The sequence below is a fragment of the Streptomyces sp. NPDC057565 genome (assembly GCF_042801455.1).
Classification (GTDB): Bacteria; Actinomycetota; Actinomycetes; order Streptomycetales; family Streptomycetaceae; genus Streptomyces; species Streptomyces yanii.
Window position 1 is genome coordinate 606922 of record NZ_JBHVFU010000002.1, and the last position, 18076, is coordinate 624997.

The following is an 18076-nucleotide window of genomic DNA, read 5'->3' on the forward strand; positions in this document are numbered from 1 at the left end:
CCCATGCGCACCGCCGTGACCGGCCTCCCCACCCCGCACCCGCTGATCGAGCAGCTGCCGGCGGTCTACCTGGAGCAGGACTTTCTCCAGCGCTTCCTCGCGGCGCTCGACGACGTACTCGCACCGGTCCTGCTCACCATCGACAACCTGCCCGCCCACCTCGACCCGCGTAGCGCCCCCGACGACTTCCTCGCCTGGCTGGCCCAGTGGGTGGCGGTCGAACCGCACGAGGAGAGCCCGCTCGAACAGCGCCGGGTGGCGGTACGGGGCGCGGTGTCCGGGCACAGCCGGCGCGGGACGCTGCGCGGTCTTGCGGACGCGGTACGGCTGGAGACCGGCATCGAACCGGAGATCGTCGAGAGCGGCGGTACGGCGTGGTCGACGCGCCCGAACACGGCGCTGCCGGGTCAGGCCGGGCCCTGGGTGACGGTCCGGCTCCGGGTGCCGGATCCGGATCGTCTCGACCGGGTACGGCTGCAGGAGCTGATCGGCGCGGAGGTCCCGGCGCACGTCGGCCGCACGGTGGAGATCCTGCCGTCGGCGCCGCAGCCGGGTGGGACGGAAACCGGGGGTGCGGCGTGATCTGCGACAACTGCGGGCACCGGAATGCTCCGGGGACGGCGTTCTGCACATCCTGCGAGGCGTTCCTGAACTGGGAGGAACCGGAGACGCCGCAGGCACCTGTCCCTGTGCCCCCTCCGGCTCCTTCCCCGACGCCTGCCCCCGTACCGGCTCCCGCACCCACCCCCGTCCCCCCGTCGCCACCCCTCACTCCACCCCCCACTGCGCCCCCCGCTCCCGCACCCGCCGTTTCCCCGCGCCGCCCCGACGAGACGATCGAGCCCGTTCCCGGACCCGAGGCACACCCCGTCCCATCCCCGGGACCGCCGACCACTCCGCCCCCGGCACCGCCCGTTGCGACCGTCCGCTGCCCCAACTGCCGTACGGAGAACGCGGCGGACCGCACCCTGTGCATCCACTGCGCCCTGCTCCTGGACCCGGGACCGGCCCCCGAGCTCCCGCCCCCGTGGTGGCGCCGGATCTTCCGCCGCCGCCCCCGCCGGGCGCCCCTCGCCGGGGCCCGGCCGCGCCGCAGACTGTGGCGGCGCCCGAGTCTCGCGCTTCCGCTGACGCTGATCCTGGTGGCGGCCCTGGTCTGGTTCGGGCTGCCGCATCTCTCCGGGCTGCTGGGCTTCGCGAAGAAGGAGACGGGCAGTCCCGAATCGGTGCCGCCCTCGGCCTTCCGCAGCTCCAGCAGGGCGCCCGGCCACCCGGCCGGTGCCGCGTTCGACGGCTTCAACAACCGTTACTGGGCACCGAAGAACGTCGGTGCGGGCGTCGGCGAGTACCTGGAGTGCGACTTCGACCAGCCGGTACGAGTGATGAAGATGATCGTCTTTCCCGGCACGTCGGCGAAGGCGGACGAGTTCCTCACCCAGGCCCGCCCCGAGAAGATCACGGTGGTGCTGACCTCGGCCGACGGCAGGAAGGTCAGCAAGCGGATCAGGCTCAAGGACCAGGCGGGCCCGCAGACGTTCGACGTGGTGGGTGCGGAGACGGTCAGAGCCCGGCTGACGACGGACGAGGTGTACGGAGCCGGGAACGGCCGCCGCCTGGCCATCGCGGAGATCGAGTTCTTCGGCCGCCGGTCCTGACGGCGCACGTCCGGGGACGCCGTCGGGCCAGGCGGCGGTAGTTCCCGGGCGCCAGACCGTACTCGCGCTTGAACGCCTTTCCGGCGGATCTCGTCCCCGACCCCGTAGCCCGGCACTGACCTCTCGGGGCGCAGCCTGATCTGCCTGTCGGCGACGGGGATCCGCCTGTCACGAGGATGTCCCGTCCCGGGTTCAGGATGTGGCAGGCGCGGCCCCGGCTGCCGTGACCGGCCGCTCGAAGAACGTCTCCAGGACCACCGTGGCCTGGGTGCCGCTGACGCCCTCGATCGCGTACAGCCGCCGCAGCACGTCCTGAAGCTGCTCGGTCGTCGCCGTGCGCACCTTGACCAGGACGGACGCGCTGCCCGCGATGACGTGTGCCTCCTGGATCTCGGGGAGGGCCGCGAACGCCTCGGCCGACTCGCCCATCCAGGCCGTCGACTCGACCATCACGAAGGCGAGCACCCCGCACCCCACGGCCGCCGGGTCGACATCGACGGTGGTGCGGCGGATGACGCCGCGCTCGCGCAGCTTGCGCACGCGTTCGTGGGCTGCGCCCGCCGACAGGCCCACGGCCCGGCCCAGAGCCGCATAGGACCGGGTGGCGTCCTGCTGGAGCAGCGTCAGCAGCTCACGGTCGATGTCATCCACGTTCTTCATACGCACACCATATTCTGTCTGGCTCTTACGGTGATACGTTGAATGATGTTCGGTCTCAGGGGAGTGAGGGGGAATCATGTCCGGTGACGTGGTGAACGGGATCTATGAGGTTCTGGACGGCCGGTTCCGCAGCGGGCGGTGCGCCAACGGGGACATGCGCCTGGAGAAGCTGTACGGCGACTGCCGTTGGGCCGAGGGTCCGCTCTACGTGCCGGCCTGGCGCCAGGTCGTGTGGAGCGACATCCCCAATGACCGGATGCTGCGCTGGGACGAGGTCACCGGGACCGTCGGCGTCTTCCGTGCGCCCGCGGGACACAGCAATGGCAACACCCTGGATCCGCAGGGCCGGCTGATCACCTGCGAGCAGGGGAACCGCCGCGTCACCCGCACCGAGTACGACGGCTCGGTCACCGTCCTCGCCGACCGTTTCGAGGGCAAGCTGCTCAACAGCCCGAACGACGCGGTCGTCCGCAGCGACGGCACGGTCTTCTTCTCCGACCCCGACTTCGGGATCACCAGCGACTACGAGGGGTACCGCGCGCAGAGCGAGATCGGCTCCTGCAACGTGTACCGGGTGGATCCGGTCACGGGCGAAGTCCGCCTGGCCGCCGACGGGTTCCGCGGCCCGAACGGGCTGGTCCTCTCCCCCGACGAACGGCAGTTGTACGTCTCCGACACCCGGCTCAACCAGGTCCGGGTCTTCGACGTCGACGAGCGCGGTGACCTGTCCGACGGCAAGGTCTTCGCCGAGTGCCGGCCCGGCAACGGCGTCTTCGACAACATCCGCTTCGACGACGAGGGCCGCCTCTGGGTGGCGGCCTGCGACGACGGCATCCACTGCTACGACCCGGACGGCTCCCTGATCGGCCGCATCCTGGTTCCCGAGACGGTCTCCAACATCGCCTTCGGCGGCCCCAAGAACAACCGGCTCTTCATCACGGCCACGACGTCCCTGTACTCGGCGGTCGTGGCGGTGACGGGGGCGCCCCGGATCAGGCGCTGAGACCCGCCGCAGCTGGTAGGCATGGCCCGTGCATGTCGACAGCGTCCCGATGCCGCCGGCCGTCCGGGCCAGGCCCCGCGATACCCGCGGCTATCCCGTTCCCGCGATCACCCCGTGGGAAGGGGACGAGCCCCGGTTCGCCCTCACCGACTACGGGCGGAGCGCGGACTGTGCGCACGGGCGGCTGTGCTCGGTCTGCAGCACCCTGATACCTCGGGGCCCGGTGTGGCGGGTGGTGGGCGGCACGGAGGCCGCGGCGATCGGCGCGGCACTGGCCGCGGGCCGCCCGTACCGCAATCTCGCCCCGACCATGGAGGGCCCCGGACACCGGGCGTGCATGCTGTACGCCTCGATGGTCTGCCCCTATCTGGCCCGTCCGAACGCGCGGCGGGGGCTGTCGGCGGACGCCCCGGAGGGCATGGCCGCGCATGTCCTCCGGGGGGCCGTCCGGGGCGGGATCGGCGCGGTGGTGGGGTTCGCCGACTACGAATACGCAGTCACCGGGACTCACGTCCTGTTCCGCTTCCTCGACGTGGTCGAGTTCCGGCCGCACGAGACGGCCGATGCGCAGCTCGACGAGCTGCGCGCCGAGCTGGCCCGGCCGGCCGAGGAGCAGCGGTAGGCCGGCGGACCTGTCCGGGTCGGGACCTGCGTGGGGGCGGCGGAACCGTCGATCGGCAGGGTGCAGATGCCCTCAGGGGTGCGGACGGCGATGGTCCTCCCGTCGCGCGAGATGGCCGGCTCGGTGTCGTCCGTGGTCGCGTTCGGTGTGAGGTCCTTCTCGGACTTCTCGTACCCGGTCTTCTCGTACGGTGGTGCCGAAGTCGACGGAAGTGCCGTTCATCAGCACGGTGTTCGAACCGTTGCTGACGGTCAGCCGGTTGGCCACCGACGTCCCGTTCCGCGGGCCGGCAGGTGAAGCGGGACGAACGGCCTCTTGTCCAGGGCGAAGTGATGGGGCATCAGGTGTGTGGCGAGTGGCAGCGGTCAGGGGCGATCTCGGCGAGACCGCCCCTGACATGCCACTATGTCGCCTGACTCGGAGCCTGGCTCCCGGTGGTGGGTGCCCAGGCCCCAAAGGGTCAGAAGCCGCAGTACACGGAGCTTCCGTAGTCGCTCAGGAGGTCGTCACGGACCCACCCGTAGGTACCCGTGCTGTTGTTCCTGAGGTACGTCCAGGTGTAGTCGCCGGCCACCGTGTAGCAGTGGTAGTCCAGCTTGTGCCCGGAGTACGCGATGCCGTTGATCGCACAGCCGGTGCTGGAGCCGCTGCGCTCGTTGGCTCCGTTGGCCGTGGCGTTCCAGGCGCTGCCGTCCTTGTCCGCGACGGTCTTGCCGCAGGCCGCGGACGCCGCTGCCGGAGTGGTGGAGAGCGCGATCGGGATACTCGCGGCCACCGCCACGAGCGCGGGCAGAACGGCGGCGATTCGACGCTTCATTGAAACCCCCATGGTTGTCCTTTGTTTTCCCTGCTCCCATGTGACAGGTGGTGCTGGAAGAGGAGCAGTGGCCGCTGCATCACTTGGGATGCGATGGCGCTAGTACGATTCCGAGCCGAGCATTCTGAAGAAAGGATTCCGATCGCAGATGTCCAAATTTGATTTCAGCGAGTCCGAAAATGACCAGGGCGAAAATAGGTCATGAGCGGTGCCGAACCAGGCCGACTTGCGGCCTTGTGCGCGACCTTCCCCGTCCTCCGTGTTCGGTGGGGGTGGCGTTCGAAGGGGAGAAATCCCTGGCCGAATCCGGCCTGTGGGGTGGAGCCGAAGCTCGACCTCGGACCGTGCCCTCGTGCGGAATGGGTCATGCCATTTCTGATCCGCCCGTGGATGGTTTCATTCCGTATTGAGGCCTGAGCACGACTCATTCGCCCCGCCGATTACCCAAGTACTCTGTGGAATTCCAGCCGGAGGAGTCTCGTTGAGCGCTCGCATTCTGGTCGCCGAGGATGACGTGAAACAGGCGCGACTGATACGGATCTACCTGGAGCGGGAGGGGAACGAGGTCCAGATCGTCGCCGACGGCCGTTCGGCGGTCGACCGGGCCCGATCCTCCCGGCCCGACCTCATCGTGCTCGACGTGATGATGCCGAACGTCGACGGTCTCGACGTATGCCGCATCCTGCGCGCCGAGTCCCAGGTGCCCATCCTGCTGCTCACCGCGCGCGCCACGGAGGAGGACATGCTCCTCGGCCTCGACCTCGGGGCCGACGACTACATGACCAAGCCGTACAGCCCACGGGAGTTGACCGCGCGGGTCAGGGCTCTGCTGCGGAGGGCGAAGGCGGCCGGGCGCACGGAGTCCGCTGTGCTCACGGTCGGGGACCTGGAGGTCGACACCTCCCGCTTCGAAGTTCGCGTGGCGGGGGAGCCGGTGGTGCTGACCGGCAAGGAGTTCGCGATCCTGACCGTGCTCGCGGGGGAGCCGGGGCGGGCGTTCACCAGGGCGCAGATCATCGACCGGGTCTTCGGGTTCGACCAGAACGTCCTGGAGCGCACGGTCGATGCCCATGTGATGAATCTGCGGCGGAAGCTGGAGAAGGGCCGTGCCGGCGCGCGGTATGTGGAGACCGTCTACGGGCGGGGCTACCGGCTGTCGAACGGGGCCGGTGAGGTGCGGTGAGTTTCCGGCTTCGGGTCCTCGGCCTGCTGATGCTGGTCGCCATGGCGGCCACTGCGGCCACGGCATGGCTGACCCTGCGTCAGATAACCAGTCAGGTACGCGAGTCCGATCGTGCGGGGCGGCAGGAGGTGTCCCGGATCACCGAGGAGCTCCATGCGTACGGATTCGAGCACGGCACCTGGGACGGTGTCGCGCCGACGGTGGGTGAGCTGGAGAGGGGCACCGGGCAGCGCATCCGGGTCACCACGGAGTCCGACGTACTGCTGGCCGATTCCGACGCCCTCGCCGGCCGCGAGCCCCGCGCGGTGAGCAGTCGGCCCCCGGTCCTGGTCGACCCGCGCCCCGCGCTGCGGTTGCCCAAGGGGAAGGTGCCGCTGGCCTCGGTCAAGCTCACCGTGGCCGCGATCGGTGAGTACCGTGCCGTGGCGACGTACCAGGCCTGTCTGACCCGGGCGGGCGTCAAGGTGACGGCCCGGTCGAACAGCATCGGCATCCCCCGGATCATCAGCACGGACCGTCGGTCACCCCAGTGCAAGGAGCCGACAGCGGACGTGGATCCGCGTGCCGCCCAGGATCACGACGCCGCCTCCCGGTGCGTGTCCGAGCAGCGTCTCGCCGCGTGTCTGCAGCGCGTTTTCGACGAGCGGACCGTCGCCGTCGCGCCGTCGCGCCTTCAGGTCCGCCTCGGCGTACGGGACGAGTCGCCGCCCACCTTGGCCGCCGCGCCCACGGTGGTCGTCGCGGTGGGCGTCGGCCTTGCCGTCATCCTCGGCGGGCTGCTCCTGAGCAGGGCCGTGCTGCGCCCGATACGTGCCCTGACCCTGGCCGCCCGGGGGTTGGGGGAAGGAGATCTGGAGCGGCGGGTTCCCGTCTCCGGCCGGGACGAGATCGCCGAACTCGGGCGTGCCTTCAACAGGATGGCCGACTCCGTCCAGGCAGGCGAGGAGCGTCAGCGCCGCCTCACCGGCGACATCGCACACGAGCTGCGTACCCCGCTGGCCAATCTGCGTGGCTATCTGGAAGCGCTGCAGGACGGGTTCGTCGAGCCGACCCCCGAACTGCTCGACTCCCTCCACGAGGAGGCGATGCTGCAGCAGCGGATCGTGGACGATCTGCAGGACCTGGCGCTCGCCGAGGCCGGCGCGCTCACCTACCACCACGCTGTTGTCGATCTGCGCGACGTCCTGGAGACCTGTCGTACGGCCCATCGGGCCCAGGCCGAAACAGCCGGTGTGGTCCTGGAGCTGGAGGCGCCGCAGCAGGTGTTCGTGGACGCCGACACGGACCGGCTGCGTCAGGTCGTCGGCAATCTCGTCGGCAACGCGCTACGGGCCACGGCGCCGGGTGGCACCGTGACGCTGGCTGTGGTCCGGCACGGCGACTCGGCGGTCCTTCAGGTGCGGGACACCGGCAAGGGGATACCGGCTGAGCATCTGCCCCATCTCTTCGACCGGTTCTGGCGGGCGGATGCGGCCCGGGGCCGCGCCACCGGCGGCAGCGGCCTGGGGCTCTCCATCGCCCGGCAGATCGTGACCGATCACCGGGGGACGATCGACGTGGAGAGCACGGTGGGTGTCGGGACGACCTTCACCGTCGTGCTCTCCACGGCTCCGGCAGACGCGCACTGACCTGTCCGGCCAGGGGCGCTGCGGACCGGTCAGGACCCCGCGAGCGCCTGTGTGGGCGCCAGGCGCCCGGCCCGCACCGCCGGGTAGAGCCCGGCGATCGCCCCGATCAGCAGTGTGACGGCGATCCCGGCTGCCGCCGCCCACACCGGTACCTCGGTCGGCCATTGCCGTACGTACGCGTACCCGGCGGTGATGACTGTGCCGAGGACCGTACCGCCGAGCCCGCCCAGTGCGGACAACAGCAGCGATTCGGAGACGAACTGGCCGCGGATCTGACCGCTGGTGGCGCCGAGCGCCCTGCGCAGGCCGATCTCCGGGCGGCGTTCGAGCACTGAGATGACCATGGTGTTGCCGACGCCGACCCCGCCCACCAGGAGCGCGACCCCGCCGAGTCCGAGCAGCAGTCCGGTCAGCGCCGACTCCGTGGCCTCCCGTGCGGCCAGCGCGTCGGAGGGCCGGGAGACCAGCACGCCACTCGGCTTCTCGGGGTTCGCCGTCGCCGCGAGCACACCCCGCACCGCCGCCACCTGGTCGTCCCGAGCGCGCACGTAGACGGTCGACGGGTGGCCGTCGAAGCCCAGATACGTCTCTGCGGCCTTCCAGCCGACCAGTGCCGAGCTGTCGACCTCCGGCGCCAGCGGCATCGGTTCGAGCACTCCGACCAGGGAGAACCACTTTCCGCCCAGCCACAGCCGCGTCCCCGGCGTATAGACGTCGAGTCGCCGGGCCGCCTGAGCGCCGAGCACCACGGCCGGATACTCCTCGGTCGCCGACTCGAGCCACCGGCCGGTACGCACCTTTCCGCCGATCGCCGGCAGCAGCTGCGACCCGGCTGCCGCGACCTCGACACTGCTGGTCCGCCCGACCGGCACATGCTCGTTGCGGTAGACCGCGGCGCCCTTGACCGTGCCGGTCGCCGCCACCTGCTGTACCGGGCCGATACGCCCGATCATGGGCACCGCTTCCTTGGGAAGGCGGGTCGTTTCGCCCTCGGGGGTCTGGCCCGGGGCGACGCGCAGCATGTTGGTGCCCAACTGGTCGAGCTTGCGGTCGACCTCGGCGCGGCTGGAGCTGGAAATGCCGACGACGGCGACCATCGCCGCCACACCGATCGCGATGCCCAGCGCGGACAGGAACACACGCAGCGGCCGGGTCCGCAGCCCGGTCCCGCCGAGCCGGACGATGTCGGCTGGGCGCAGCCGGGCGGGGCGCAGCACGGCTGCCCGGCGCCTGCGGCTCATGTCAGAACTCCCGTGCCGACCACCGGGGGAAGACCGCTGTCGGCCACGATCCGGCCGTCGCGCATTTCCACCTTCCGGTCGAACGCCTCGGCCATCTCCCGGTCGTGCGTGATGACCACCACCGTGGTGCCGGCCGCATGCAACTCCCGCAGCAGCTCCAGGACCGCCGCGCCGGAGGCCGAGTCGAGGTTGCCGGTGGGCTCGTCGGCGAGCAGCAGGGCCGGTTCACCGATCACCGCGCGGGCGACCGCGGCCCGTTGCCGTTCGCCTCCGGAGAGCTGGTGGGGGAGGTGGTCGAGCCGGTGGTCGAGCCCGACCCGGGCCAGTGCCCGTGCGGCCCTGCGCCGGCGTTCCCGCAGGGGCACGCCCGCGTACAGCAGGCCGTCGGCGACCGTGTCCAGCACCGGTACCCCCACGGCCAGGTGGAACTGCTGGAAGACAAAGCCGATCCGCTGTGCACGGAGCGCGGAGACCTCACGGTCGGACAGCTCGGCGATCTCGTGACCGTCTATGGCGATCCGGCCGCTGGACGGCCTGTCCAGGGTGCCCATCAGATGCAGCATCGTCGACTTGCCCGACCCGGAAGGGCCGACGACACAGGCCAGCTCTCCGTACGGGATGGCCAGGTCCACCCCGCTGACCGCTGCGACACGGCCGGGGTAGGTCTTGGACACGGCGGTGAACTCGACGACGGGGGTATCGGGCATGCCGGGAGGCGAGATCACTTGGGGATCCTCACCTTCATGCCTTCGTGGACCCGGGGGCCGCTCACCTCGACCTTGCCTCCCGCGTACAGACCGGTCTTCGCTGGCACGAAGCGGCTGGGCCCGCTGTCTCCGCCACCACCGTTCTCACTTCCTCCGGCGAGCTCCAGGCCGTAGCCGCCCTCGGCCAGAGCCACCAGGGCAGCGACCGGAACGGTCAGCACCCCCTTGCGCTCCTTGACCACATGGCGGACTGTGACCGGGCCGCTCTCCAGGCTGCCCAGCGCGTCCTGGTCATCGAAGGTGATCACCACGGACACGGTGGCCGTCTTGCCCGCCGAGCCGTCGCCACCACCGTCCGCGCCGCCCCCTCCTGCGGCGTCCCCGCCGCCCGAGGCACCGGACGACGACGCGTCCTTGCCCACGCTCGCGATCTCGCCCTTGACCGAACGCCCGTCCGGAAGATCCACCGCGACCTCGCTGCCCCGCTGAGCCCAATTCGTGTCCGTGGCCGGCACGTTCACGGTGACCATGCGCGACGTGGTGGTGTACGTGAGCGGGTTGCCGGAAGCTTCGGCTCCGACCAACGCGCTGGTGCCCGCGATCCGCACAGCGCCGGGCGCGTAGACGATGTCGCCGGCATCGACCCTGCCCGTCTGGGGCAGGCCGAGGTCCTTCTGCCAGCGCTTGACCGCGTTGGCCGTCAGCACGGTGTACGACTCGTCCACGGTGAAGCCCGAGTAGCCGAGGGCGCTGAGGTTGCTCTCGAACTGCTTGACGTCCATGCCGTGCAGCGGCGTCGACTGCCGCGGTGTCCCGGCTCCTTGAACCGTCCCGGCGCTGTCGGCGTTTGCCGCGCCGCCGCCCGTGGCACCGCTGTCGCTGCCGCTGTCCCGGCCGGACCCGGTGCCGCCGTCCTGGCCGCCCTTGCCACCGGTCGCGGCTTCGCCTTCGGGCGCTGCCTCCGTCACTCCCAAGTCCCGGTACATGGGCAGGCTCCCGTAGAGCAGGATCACCGGGCGGTCGTCGACCCGCAGCACTTTCTCCCCGCGCCGCACCGTCCTGCCGGTCGCCGGCAGCCACGTCACCGTGCCCTCCGCCTTGATCTGGAACGGAACCTCCGGGCCATGGCCGAGTTGACCATCGACCTCGGTCTGATCGGTCAGCGTGTCCCGGGTCACCTGCACCACTTCGCTGCTTCTGCCCGGCGACGCGCCGTCGTCGTCCGTACCGCCTCCGCCGAGCCCCAGGGCTCCGACCGTGCTGACCACGGCGACCAGAAAGAAACCGGCCGTTATGAGGAGCGGGCCACGCCTGCGCCCCCCCGTTCTCCTGCCGTCGGCACGGTCGTCCGCCCCGTCTTCACCTTCTGCGCGCCCCTGGCCCGCATCCCTCATGACGTCCACGGTTGCTCGTCCCGTCAGCCCTGGGGCGTGGGCGCGTTGTCCGGGATGCCGATGATCGAGGCGCAGGCGCGTGTGGCCCGCTTGGCACCTGCCGATGTCGAATCCCATGTGACGTCGCGGAAGTGGCCGTCCGCACCGGTGTCGGGGAAGTCGGGGGCGCCGTGCTCCTGCATGCACTTTGCGTACTGCTGGTTCTTCCGGATCTCTTCCTTGGTGAGTTCGGGCTGCTGCGCCTTCTCGACGCTCTCCGGGACGGGCACACTGAGGTCCGCGCACTTCTCCTGTGCCTTGAGGGCCTTCGGATCGCGCTTCCACTTGGACTGGTCGCCGAGTTCGACTTTGCCCTTGGCATCAGGATCGGGAGCGTCGAGCCCCTCGCCACGCAGGCACGTGACCCACTTGCGCTGTGCCTCGACGTACTCGGCCAACTCGCTCGAACTGCTTGTGGACGCCTTGGCGCTGGTCCCGCCGCCTTCCGCGGACGCGACCTCGTCCCCCCCGTTCCCGCCGCCTCCGCAGCCGGTGACCACCAACGCCACCGCCGACGCCATCCCGGCCAGCACCAGCCGGCCCCCGAACCGCCGACGCGAACTCATCCTCATGGGTTCCTCACACTTGGGTCGCCGTCCGGCCCCCGTTGTGGCCGGACGCCAAGGAATGTAGGACCGCTCCTATGAAGGACCTATGAAGAAGCCATCAAGAACCCTTCCCGTGGGCTGCGGTGAACGTCGCAGGGCCCCACCGCCTGCGGTGGGGCCCTGCATGAGGCGTCCGGTCCGCGAGGTGATCGATCCGGACGTGACCGCCTACTTGGAGAAGTACAGGTACTTCCAGGACCCGTACGTCGTCGTGTTCACGGTGTCGCCGGACGACCCGTTGACGTACACCGACCGCATCCGCGCCCTGATGCCGGACTGCCCCGGCGCCTCCAGGGAGACGACCGACTTCCCGTTCGTGCCGATCGGGAAGTACTCCGAGTCGGCGGAGTACCACTTTCCGCCCGAGTAGACCTGCAGGTCGAAGCGCTGCTTACGCCCCTTGTAGTAGGTCATGGTCGTCGTGAGCAGAGGGTCGGTGCTCTTGTGGAACCAGTAGTACGACGTCGAGCCGATCTTGGCCGTCTTGTAGTGCTTGGAGACGGCGGTGGACACCTTGACCCTGGCGTACGCCGTGGACTTCACCGTCCTGGGCGCGGTGCGGGCGTCCCCCTTGAAGACCGCGGTGACATCCGTGTCCCGCGTCATGTCCACCGTCGCGGAGATGTTGCCGCTGGAGTTGACCGTCCCGGTCTTCAGCAGCTTGTTGGGCTTGTCGCTGCCGAAGGGGTTCGCCCAGATCTCGACCGTGCGGTTCTTGTACGTCGAGCCGAGGTGCGCGGTGAAGGAGACGTCGGCGCCGTAGTTGTAGACATTGCCGTTCTTGTTCAGGGTCAGCGTCGGCTTCGTACGGGGAACCGAGACCTTGTCGGACGCGCTGACCGCCGTGTGCCCGGCGTCGCCCGCGTAGGCGACCTTGTACGTGACCGTGCCGCCGGCCGGCGGGGTGTCCGTGAAGGTGTAGGAGCCGTCCGCCTTCACCGCGACGGCGGGCAGCGCCTTGCCGCTGGGGCTCTCCAGGTCGGTGCGGGTGACCTGCAGCTTGGCGCCGCTCGGCAGCGGCACCGTCGCCGACAGCTTCCCGGTCACGGTGAGCTGCTTGCCGCGCGTGGCGGTCGACGGTGCGTTCACCGTCAGGCTCGGGACGTTCAGCGTCGGATCGGTGAGCGCCTTGAGGGTGTAGCCGCCGCTCGTCCCCACGAGCGCGAAGATCCGTGAGGAGTCCGGGGCCCACGTCAGGTCGGCCGTGCCGTACGTGCCGGTGGTGTAGGTGCGGAGCGGCTGCGTGGCGCCGGGCCGGTAGACGGCCACCTTGGTGCCGCCCACCTGGGCGACCAGTCCGTCGGCGGCGATGTCGGCCCGCTGTCCGGAGGGGTAGGCGCCGGCGGCGGTGAACTTCCCGTCCGCGTAGGCGTCCCGCTGCATACCGTTGACCAGCACCTCCGGGGCGCCGGGCACGAGGTCGATGTCTCCGATGCCCTGGTTCAGCGTGTAGTCGCCGGAGTACCAGGCAGTCAACTGCGGCGTGGTGCCGGAGACGTCGACGACGGCCATCGAGTCCGTGGAAATGCCGGTCTGGCCGACGGCCAGCAGGCCGGGCGCGGACGGGTCGGTGTCGAGGAGCGCCGGGCCCCAGATGCCGGGGTACGGCTGCGGGAACTGCCCGAGCGTCACCGCGTCGGTTCCGCTCGCCGGGTCCACCGCCGGGTCGACCGAGCCCAGGTCGCCGTCCCACTGGTCGCCGTAGGTGAACCAGACCTTGCCGCCGGTGAAGGCGACGTGGCGCGGGCCCGTGTCGGTGGCGACGGCGTAGCGGGCCTTGACGTCGAGGGTGGCCGCGTCGAGGGCCACGATCTCGTGGCTGCCCTCCGCGGCCGCATACAGGGTGGCGCCGTCGTCGGACACCGCCAGACCGGAGACCCCGCTGATGCCGCTCACCGAGTCGACGAGGGCGCCGGTGTAGTCGGCGGCCAGGATCTTCCCGGCCGAGCGGTCGCCGACGAAGACCCGCTTGAGGGCGCCGTCCGCGACGATGCCACCGGGCGAGGCGACGGCTGCGGAGGCGGCCGAGGCGGATCCGGCCGCGGTGACGCTCAGTACCGCCGAGCTGAAGAGGACCGCGAGCGCTGTCGCGGTCGAGATGCTGCGCGTGCGCACAGTGTTGTACCCCCACAGGAAAACCCGGTGAATGACCGGGAGTTGAGAGCGCCGCGCAGCACCCGGGCATGACCGCGGACGTGCGGTGACGCGCGGGGCGCGGCTGCTATCGGGCAGCGTATGGCATGAGAGTGACAAATGAGGGGGGAGTTTCCCGCGCGAAGACGGCGCGATCACCCGACGGAGCCGGGCGGCCTGCGAAGATCATTACGCTGGTGCCCGGCCCGGGTCCGAGCCGGGGAGAGCCTGTCCGGGCGGCTGCGGGACGACTGAACGAAACTGAGGGTGGTCTGCGAGTGCTGGTGGCGGATCGATACCGGTTGGAAGCAGAGATCGGCCGTGGAGGGATGGGGGAGGTCTGGCGGGCCACGGACGCCGTGCTGGGCCGCCCGGTAGCGGTGAAGTTGATGCTTGACGGCGGAGCCGACGAGCAGGCGACCGCACGCTTTCGCCTGGAGGCGCAGACAGCCGCAAAGCTCAACCATCCCAACGTTGTCACGGTGTTCGACTTCGGTTCCTGGAACAACCGTCTGTACCTCGTCATGGAACTGGTCGACGGGGAGAGCCTGGCCCAGGTTCTGGCGGCGACCGGGGCGTTCAGTCCGCAACGGGTCGCCGGCGTCGCCGGTCAGATAGCGGCCGGCCTGGCCGCGGCCCACCGGCAGGGTGTGATCCACCGCGACATCAAACCCGGCAACCTGATGCAGGATGCCGGTGGGACGGTCAAGATCGGTGATTTCGGGATCGCCCGGTTCGTCGACGAGGCATCGACCGCCCTCACCGGCGCCGGTCAGATCGTGGGCACCAGCCTCTACCTCGCCCCCGAGCGAGCGCTCGGCCGGCCGGCCGGACCCGCCTCCGACGTCTACGCTCTCGGCTGCGTCCTCTATCAACTGCTGGTGGGTGAACAGCCTTTCCGGGCGGACAACGCGGCGGCCCTGCTCCACCTGCACGTCACCGCTCCACCGCCGCCTCCCTCGCTGCGACGCCCGGAGCTGCCCGGCGCGTTCGAGGAGCAGCTGCTCCGGATGCTGGCCAAGCAGCCTGAGGACCGCCCCAGCGCACGGGATGTCGCCGACTGGTTCACCGATCCGGCCTGGCGCGAGAGCGCGTACCCGATGCCCACCTCCCGTGAGGCGGGTACGGCCACGGGGTACGCGCTGCCCCGCACCACGCATCAGCCGATCACCGCGGACCGACGACACCGGGCCCCGCAGGGGCAGCGGCCCGCGGCGCTTCAGGTCCGATCGATGCCCGTACGCGTGCGGGCGCTCATGCGGCGGCACCGGATGCTGACTGTCGCGATCGCCGGACTCGGTGTCTTCGTTGCCTCCACACTGCTCGGCATGGGGCTGTTCTCCTCCGACGGGAGACAGTCCCAACCCCCAGGCGCCACGACTTCCCCCTCAGAGGACACTTCCACCACCGCCCCTGCCACGACGTCCCCCGAGTTCACCCCGTCCGCATCCCCCGCCGACACCGGGGGCGACGAGCAGGAGGAGGGGCACGGAAAGCGGAAGCATGGTCATGGGGAGGACGACGACTGAGCTCCTCCAAGGGCTGACGGCTGTCGCCCCCGCATCAGCAGGGATACGGGGGCGAGGGGGCCGCCCCGGCTGCCGCGTCGGGCCCGGTCGGCGATCGGGTCGGCCCGCTGCCATACGTTGGGACCCGGTGTACTCCTTCGCGCCCTGTGCACTCCTTCGCTACGTCGACAGCCGGGCGCTGGGCGCGGGACGCCTGGCCGCGGATCGCCGTGTGAACGCCATCGTCACTTCGCCCAGGCCCAGCAGGACGAGCCACAACCCCAGCAGCCTGGCCAGCGCGACCGCGGATTCCACGGGATACGCGAGCACGACGATGCCGGCCACGATCCCGAGGGCGGCCAGGGCGAAGGCCAGCCCCCGATGCGGCATGTCGCGTCCCCAGCCGGCAAGGAAGGCCACAAGCAGGCCCGACACCAGCCAGTAGGCGCCGAGGATGAGCGACAGCAGCGCGGTGGTCTGCAGTGGGTGTCGCAGGCACAGGACGCCCGCCAGGATGGCCAGTACGGCAACCAGCGCCCGCATCGCCGTCCTGCTGCCCTCGCTGTCCCGGGAGAAGGCCGCGACGAAGCGCAAGGCACCCGAGATGAGCAGGTAGAGGCCGAGTACGACCGCCAGGGCGTGCAGTGTCTCGTCCGGCCAGACGAGCACGACGATCCCTGCCGCCAGGGTCACCAGTGCGATCCCGAGTGTCCACGTCCATGAGCCGCCCAGATCGGCCAGCGCGTCATTGGGGTCGGCCGGCCCATGAGGCGTCGCGGAATTGGATGGTGCGTTCATGATGCTTCCCGCCGTACTGCCCGTCGCGCGGGACGCGTGCCCGTCACCCGGGCCGGGAGTCAGGGTGGTTCATCTGCTCCCTGATGCAGGGGGACTCAGCGCAGGATCTGCGCCCCGGCGCGCCGGAACTCCTCCTCGGTGTGGCCGATCGTCCGCCGGTGCTGGTCATGCCCCCTGCTCATCGATGCCCGTGGCGAAGCCGAGAGCGCGCAGAACGCTGCCTGCCGCGTCGACCACCCGCGCACTGCCGACGATCGGTGCGATCGCCACGCAGACGGCCTTGGCGTCCTCGGCGGTCAGGCCGGCATCCTTCGCCACACTGAGATTGGCCAGGTACGAGGCCGGGGCCGCGTCCATGGAGATGAGCGCAGCCAGCCGCACGAGGTGGTAGGTGCGTTCGTCCAGGCCGGAGTTGGGCAGCGTCTCGATGGTCATCTGTGCGAGCTGCTCGAAGACGGGGTGCTCGCCATGCGCGAGGGCGTCCAGGGTGCGCTCGGGTGCTTGTGTTGTTGCCATGACCTGCATCCTTTCTCGCTTGAGGGGAACCGCAGGGGCCGCAGGTGAAGCTGTGCACGGTGAGGCCACGGCGGCTGAATAGTCCTATCCACCTGATTCCTCCACACTGTGCTCGTAAACGGGTCACAGTGGACTTCGGGGATATTCGTGACGGAGGGATGGGCCCAGCAGCGGCGCCGAGAAGGCCGGGAATCCATCCCTCGCAGGCCTCCGGAACGTGCCCCGGACTGGGCGGCGGCCGACCCCCTCGGCCAGGAGTCGGACCCGGGCGCGGGCGGCTTCGCCGACGCCGCAGTGCACCTGGGTGCCAAGCCTGGCGACCGGCCTGTCATCGGCTTCGGGCGGGACGGCAAGCCGTGCGGCTGGTCCCTCCTCCAGGGTCGGTACACCCTGGCGGTGATCTTCGAGTACGCGGCCACGCTCGGCCTCATCGACATCCCCCCGGACCGCGCGCATGTCGGCGTGTGCGCACGCTCCGCCGGGCTTCGCGGCGGCTCCGCACGCCCCGCAGCCTCTGTACGGCGTGAAGACCTCTTCCAGTCGGCGGACGGCTCCGTCGTCACTTAGAGGAGCTCACAAAATGGGCGCCCGGCTCGCGACGCCTGGCACGCACGCTCGCTGCGTTGCCGAAATGCCCTAGTAGCTCCTTCCCCAAGCTCTCGGCTTCGTTCGAGCAGGGGAGACCCCGTCCGAGGACCTTCCAGCGCCTTGCGATCGCACGCACCAGACGCCGCGAGCTGATCGGACTCCCATTGTGTGAGCTCCTCTTGGATGAACACGGGAACGGGAAAGGCCCCGGGCACGATTGCCCGTGCCCGGGGCCCTGGTCGCGCTCATCGCCCGTGCGTCAGGCGACGACCACGGCCGTCGCTTTGCTGTACGCGTAGCCGCTGGAGTGGCCCGTGCGGAGGGCGGTCACCCTGACGGTGATCCGCAGACTGCGCTGTGCCCGGGTGAGGACGAACGTGGACTTCGTCGCGCCCGTGACGGCCTTGCCGTTGGCGTACCACTGATAGCGGTACGACGTCGGCGTGGGCGTCCACGTGCCGCGGTTCGCGGTGAGCGTGCGGCCCACCTTCGCCGTGCCGGAGACCGACGGCAGTGTGGTCGCCTTCGGGGCGACACCACGGGCCACGGCGATCGCCGTCGTCCCGGCCGCGCCGCTCGCATGGCCGGTGCGGTTGGCCTTCACCGTGACCGACAGCTTCTTGCCGAGCTGGGAGGCGGTCGGGACGTACGAGGAGGCGGTGGCGCCCGGGATGGCGACGCCGTCGAGCCTCCACTGGTAGGTGTACGACGTCGGCGTCGGCGTCCAGACGCCGGCCTTGGCGTACACCCGGGTGCCGACCCGGGGGGTCGCGCCGAGCGTCGGCGGTGTCGTGGCCTTCGGCGCGACGCCCAGGGCGACCGTGGTGGTCGCCGAGGTCGCGGTGCGGGACGGGGCCCTGGTGAGGTGCGCGGTGACGGCGACCGACAGCTTCTTGCCGAGCTGGGAGGCGGTCGGGACGTACGAGGAGGCGGTGGCGCCCGGGATGGCGACGCCGTCGAGCCTCCACTGGTAGGT

General features: G+C 70.4%; 17 protein-coding genes and 1 pseudogene. 8 read left to right on the forward strand and 10 right to left on the reverse strand.

Going from position 1 to position 18076, the window contains the following annotated elements; translation table 11 throughout:
• Positions 1 to 3: 3 nt before the first annotated feature.
• Together ACFU8W_RS06800 and ACFU8W_RS06805 are read left to right on the forward strand one after the other, a co-directional pair.
• Positions 4 to 582, forward strand: a complete 579-nt coding sequence (locus ACFU8W_RS06800) for a phage tail protein (protein ID WP_384032832.1) — start codon at positions 4 to 6, stop codon at positions 580 to 582.
• 560 nt (positions 583 to 1142) lie between these two features.
• Entirely contained in the window at positions 1143 to 1655 is a 513-nt protein-coding gene (locus ACFU8W_RS06805) for a discoidin domain-containing protein (protein ID WP_345512559.1), read from the forward strand.
• Between the two features lie 192 nt (positions 1656 to 1847).
• On the opposite strand, the gene ACFU8W_RS06810 is transcribed toward ACFU8W_RS06805, so the two are convergent.
• Positions 1848 to 2306, reverse strand: a complete 459-nt coding sequence (locus ACFU8W_RS06810) for an Lrp/AsnC family transcriptional regulator (protein WP_384033037.1) — start codon at positions 2304 to 2306, stop codon at positions 1848 to 1850.
• Between the two features lie 85 nt (positions 2307 to 2391).
• Here ACFU8W_RS06810 and ACFU8W_RS06815 point away from each other — a divergent pair, with 85 nt between their 5' ends.
• Positions 2392 to 3318, forward strand: coding sequence for an SMP-30/gluconolactonase/LRE family protein (locus ACFU8W_RS06815; RefSeq protein WP_384032834.1), 927 nt, complete (start codon positions 2392 to 2394; stop codon positions 3316 to 3318).
• 28 nt (positions 3319 to 3346) lie between these two features.
• Positions 3347 to 3940: a hypothetical protein gene (locus ACFU8W_RS06820; protein ID WP_384032836.1), complete on the forward strand. Its 594-nt coding sequence runs from the start codon at positions 3347 to 3349 to the stop codon at positions 3938 to 3940.
• Positions 3941 to 4400: 460 nt separating this feature from the next.
• On the opposite strand, the gene ACFU8W_RS06825 is transcribed toward ACFU8W_RS06820, so the two are convergent.
• Positions 4401 to 4757 (reverse strand): SH3 domain-containing protein, encoded by a 357-nt coding sequence (locus tag ACFU8W_RS06825; RefSeq protein WP_384032838.1) that lies wholly within the window; start codon positions 4755 to 4757, stop codon positions 4401 to 4403.
• A gap of 481 nt (positions 4758 to 5238) precedes the next feature.
• Here ACFU8W_RS06825 and ACFU8W_RS06830 point away from each other — a divergent pair, with 481 nt between their 5' ends.
• Both ACFU8W_RS06830 and ACFU8W_RS06835 read left to right on the forward strand, forming a co-directional pair.
• The gene (locus tag ACFU8W_RS06830) at positions 5239 to 5940 is read left to right on the forward strand and encodes a response regulator transcription factor (RefSeq protein WP_384032840.1); all 702 of its coding nucleotides are present in this window, start codon (positions 5239 to 5241) and stop codon (positions 5938 to 5940) included.
• Entirely contained in the window at positions 5937 to 7568 is a 1632-nt protein-coding gene (locus ACFU8W_RS06835) for a sensor histidine kinase (RefSeq protein ID WP_384032842.1), read from the forward strand. The genes ACFU8W_RS06830 and ACFU8W_RS06835 overlap by 4 nt, the downstream gene beginning before the upstream one ends.
• 29 nt (positions 7569 to 7597) lie before the next feature.
• Here ACFU8W_RS06835 and ACFU8W_RS06840 read toward each other — a convergent pair whose 3' ends face one another.
• The 5 genes from ACFU8W_RS06840 to ACFU8W_RS06860 form a co-directional block, all read right to left on the reverse strand.
• Positions 7598 to 8809, reverse strand: a complete 1212-nt coding sequence (locus tag ACFU8W_RS06840) for an ABC transporter permease (RefSeq protein ID WP_384032844.1) — start codon at positions 8807 to 8809, stop codon at positions 7598 to 7600.
• Complete coding sequence (locus tag ACFU8W_RS06845; protein ID WP_345512728.1) at positions 8806 to 9516, reverse strand: ABC transporter ATP-binding protein; 711 nt, start codon at positions 9514 to 9516, stop codon at positions 8806 to 8808. The genes ACFU8W_RS06840 and ACFU8W_RS06845 overlap by 4 nt, the downstream gene beginning before the upstream one ends.
• A 14-nt stretch (positions 9517 to 9530) precedes the next feature.
• Entirely contained in the window at positions 9531 to 10784 is a 1254-nt protein-coding gene (locus ACFU8W_RS06850; RefSeq protein WP_384032846.1) for a peptidoglycan-binding protein, read from the reverse strand.
• Positions 10785 to 10933: 149 nt separating this feature from the next.
• Positions 10934 to 11515, reverse strand: a complete 582-nt coding sequence (locus ACFU8W_RS06855) for a hypothetical protein (RefSeq protein WP_384032848.1) — start codon at positions 11513 to 11515, stop codon at positions 10934 to 10936.
• A 210-nt stretch (positions 11516 to 11725) separates the two neighbouring features.
• Positions 11726 to 13672, reverse strand: coding sequence for a YncE family protein (locus ACFU8W_RS06860; RefSeq protein ID WP_384032850.1), 1947 nt, complete (start codon positions 13670 to 13672; stop codon positions 11726 to 11728).
• 302 nt (positions 13673 to 13974) lie between these two features.
• Here ACFU8W_RS06860 and ACFU8W_RS06865 point away from each other — a divergent pair, with 302 nt between their 5' ends.
• Positions 13975 to 15219, forward strand: a complete 1245-nt coding sequence (locus tag ACFU8W_RS06865) for a serine/threonine-protein kinase (RefSeq protein ID WP_384032851.1) — start codon at positions 13975 to 13977, stop codon at positions 15217 to 15219.
• A gap of 159 nt (positions 15220 to 15378) precedes the next feature.
• On the opposite strand, the gene ACFU8W_RS06870 is transcribed toward ACFU8W_RS06865, so the two are convergent.
• Both ACFU8W_RS06870 and ACFU8W_RS06875 read right to left on the reverse strand, forming a co-directional pair.
• Entirely contained in the window at positions 15379 to 15996 is a 618-nt protein-coding gene (locus ACFU8W_RS06870; protein ID WP_345512549.1) for a DUF308 domain-containing protein, read from the reverse strand.
• Positions 15997 to 16161: 165 nt separating this feature from the next.
• On the reverse strand, positions 16162 to 16512 hold the full coding sequence (locus tag ACFU8W_RS06875; protein ID WP_384032853.1) for a carboxymuconolactone decarboxylase family protein: 351 nt from the start codon (positions 16510 to 16512) through the stop codon (positions 16162 to 16164).
• A gap of 147 nt (positions 16513 to 16659) precedes the next feature.
• Between ACFU8W_RS06875 and ACFU8W_RS06880 the strand changes: the two genes are divergently transcribed.
• A complete protein-coding gene (locus tag ACFU8W_RS06880; RefSeq protein WP_384032855.1) occupies positions 16660 to 17079 on the forward strand; it encodes a hypothetical protein in 420 nt (139 codons plus the stop codon).
• Positions 17080 to 17359: 280 nt separating this feature from the next.
• Here ACFU8W_RS06880 and ACFU8W_RS06885 read toward each other — a convergent pair.
• Positions 17360 to 18076: pseudogene (locus ACFU8W_RS06885) on the reverse strand (hypothetical protein); the annotation flags it as partial.

What these genes read in the sequence shown, in the direction of transcription:
- ACFU8W_RS06800 (WP_384032832.1), top strand. Translation starts at nt 4, where the DNA reads ATGCGCACCGCCGTGACCGGCCTCCCCACCCCGCACCCGCTGATCGAG.
- ACFU8W_RS06815 (WP_384032834.1), top strand. Translation starts at nt 2,392, where the DNA reads ATGTCCGGTGACGTGGTGAACGGGATCTATGAGGTTCTGGACGGCCGG.
- ACFU8W_RS06825 (WP_384032838.1), bottom strand. Translation starts at nt 4,757, where the DNA reads ATGAAGCGTCGAATCGCCGCCGTTCTGCCCGCGCTCGTGGCGGTGGCC.
- ACFU8W_RS06840 (WP_384032844.1), bottom strand. Translation starts at nt 8,809, where the DNA reads ATGAGCCGCAGGCGCCGGGCAGCCGTGCTGCGCCCCGCCCGGCTGCGC.
- ACFU8W_RS06845 (WP_345512728.1), bottom strand. Translation starts at nt 9,516, where the DNA reads ATGCCCGATACCCCCGTCGTCGAGTTCACCGCCGTGTCCAAGACCTAC.
- ACFU8W_RS06855 (WP_384032848.1), bottom strand. Translation starts at nt 11,515, where the DNA reads ATGAGTTCGCGTCGGCGGTTCGGGGGCCGGCTGGTGCTGGCCGGGATG.
- ACFU8W_RS06870 (WP_345512549.1), bottom strand. Translation starts at nt 15,996, where the DNA reads ATGAACGCACCATCCAATTCCGCGACGCCTCATGGGCCGGCCGACCCC.
- ACFU8W_RS06875 (WP_384032853.1), bottom strand. Translation starts at nt 16,512, where the DNA reads ATGGCAACAACACAAGCACCCGAGCGCACCCTGGACGCCCTCGCGCAT.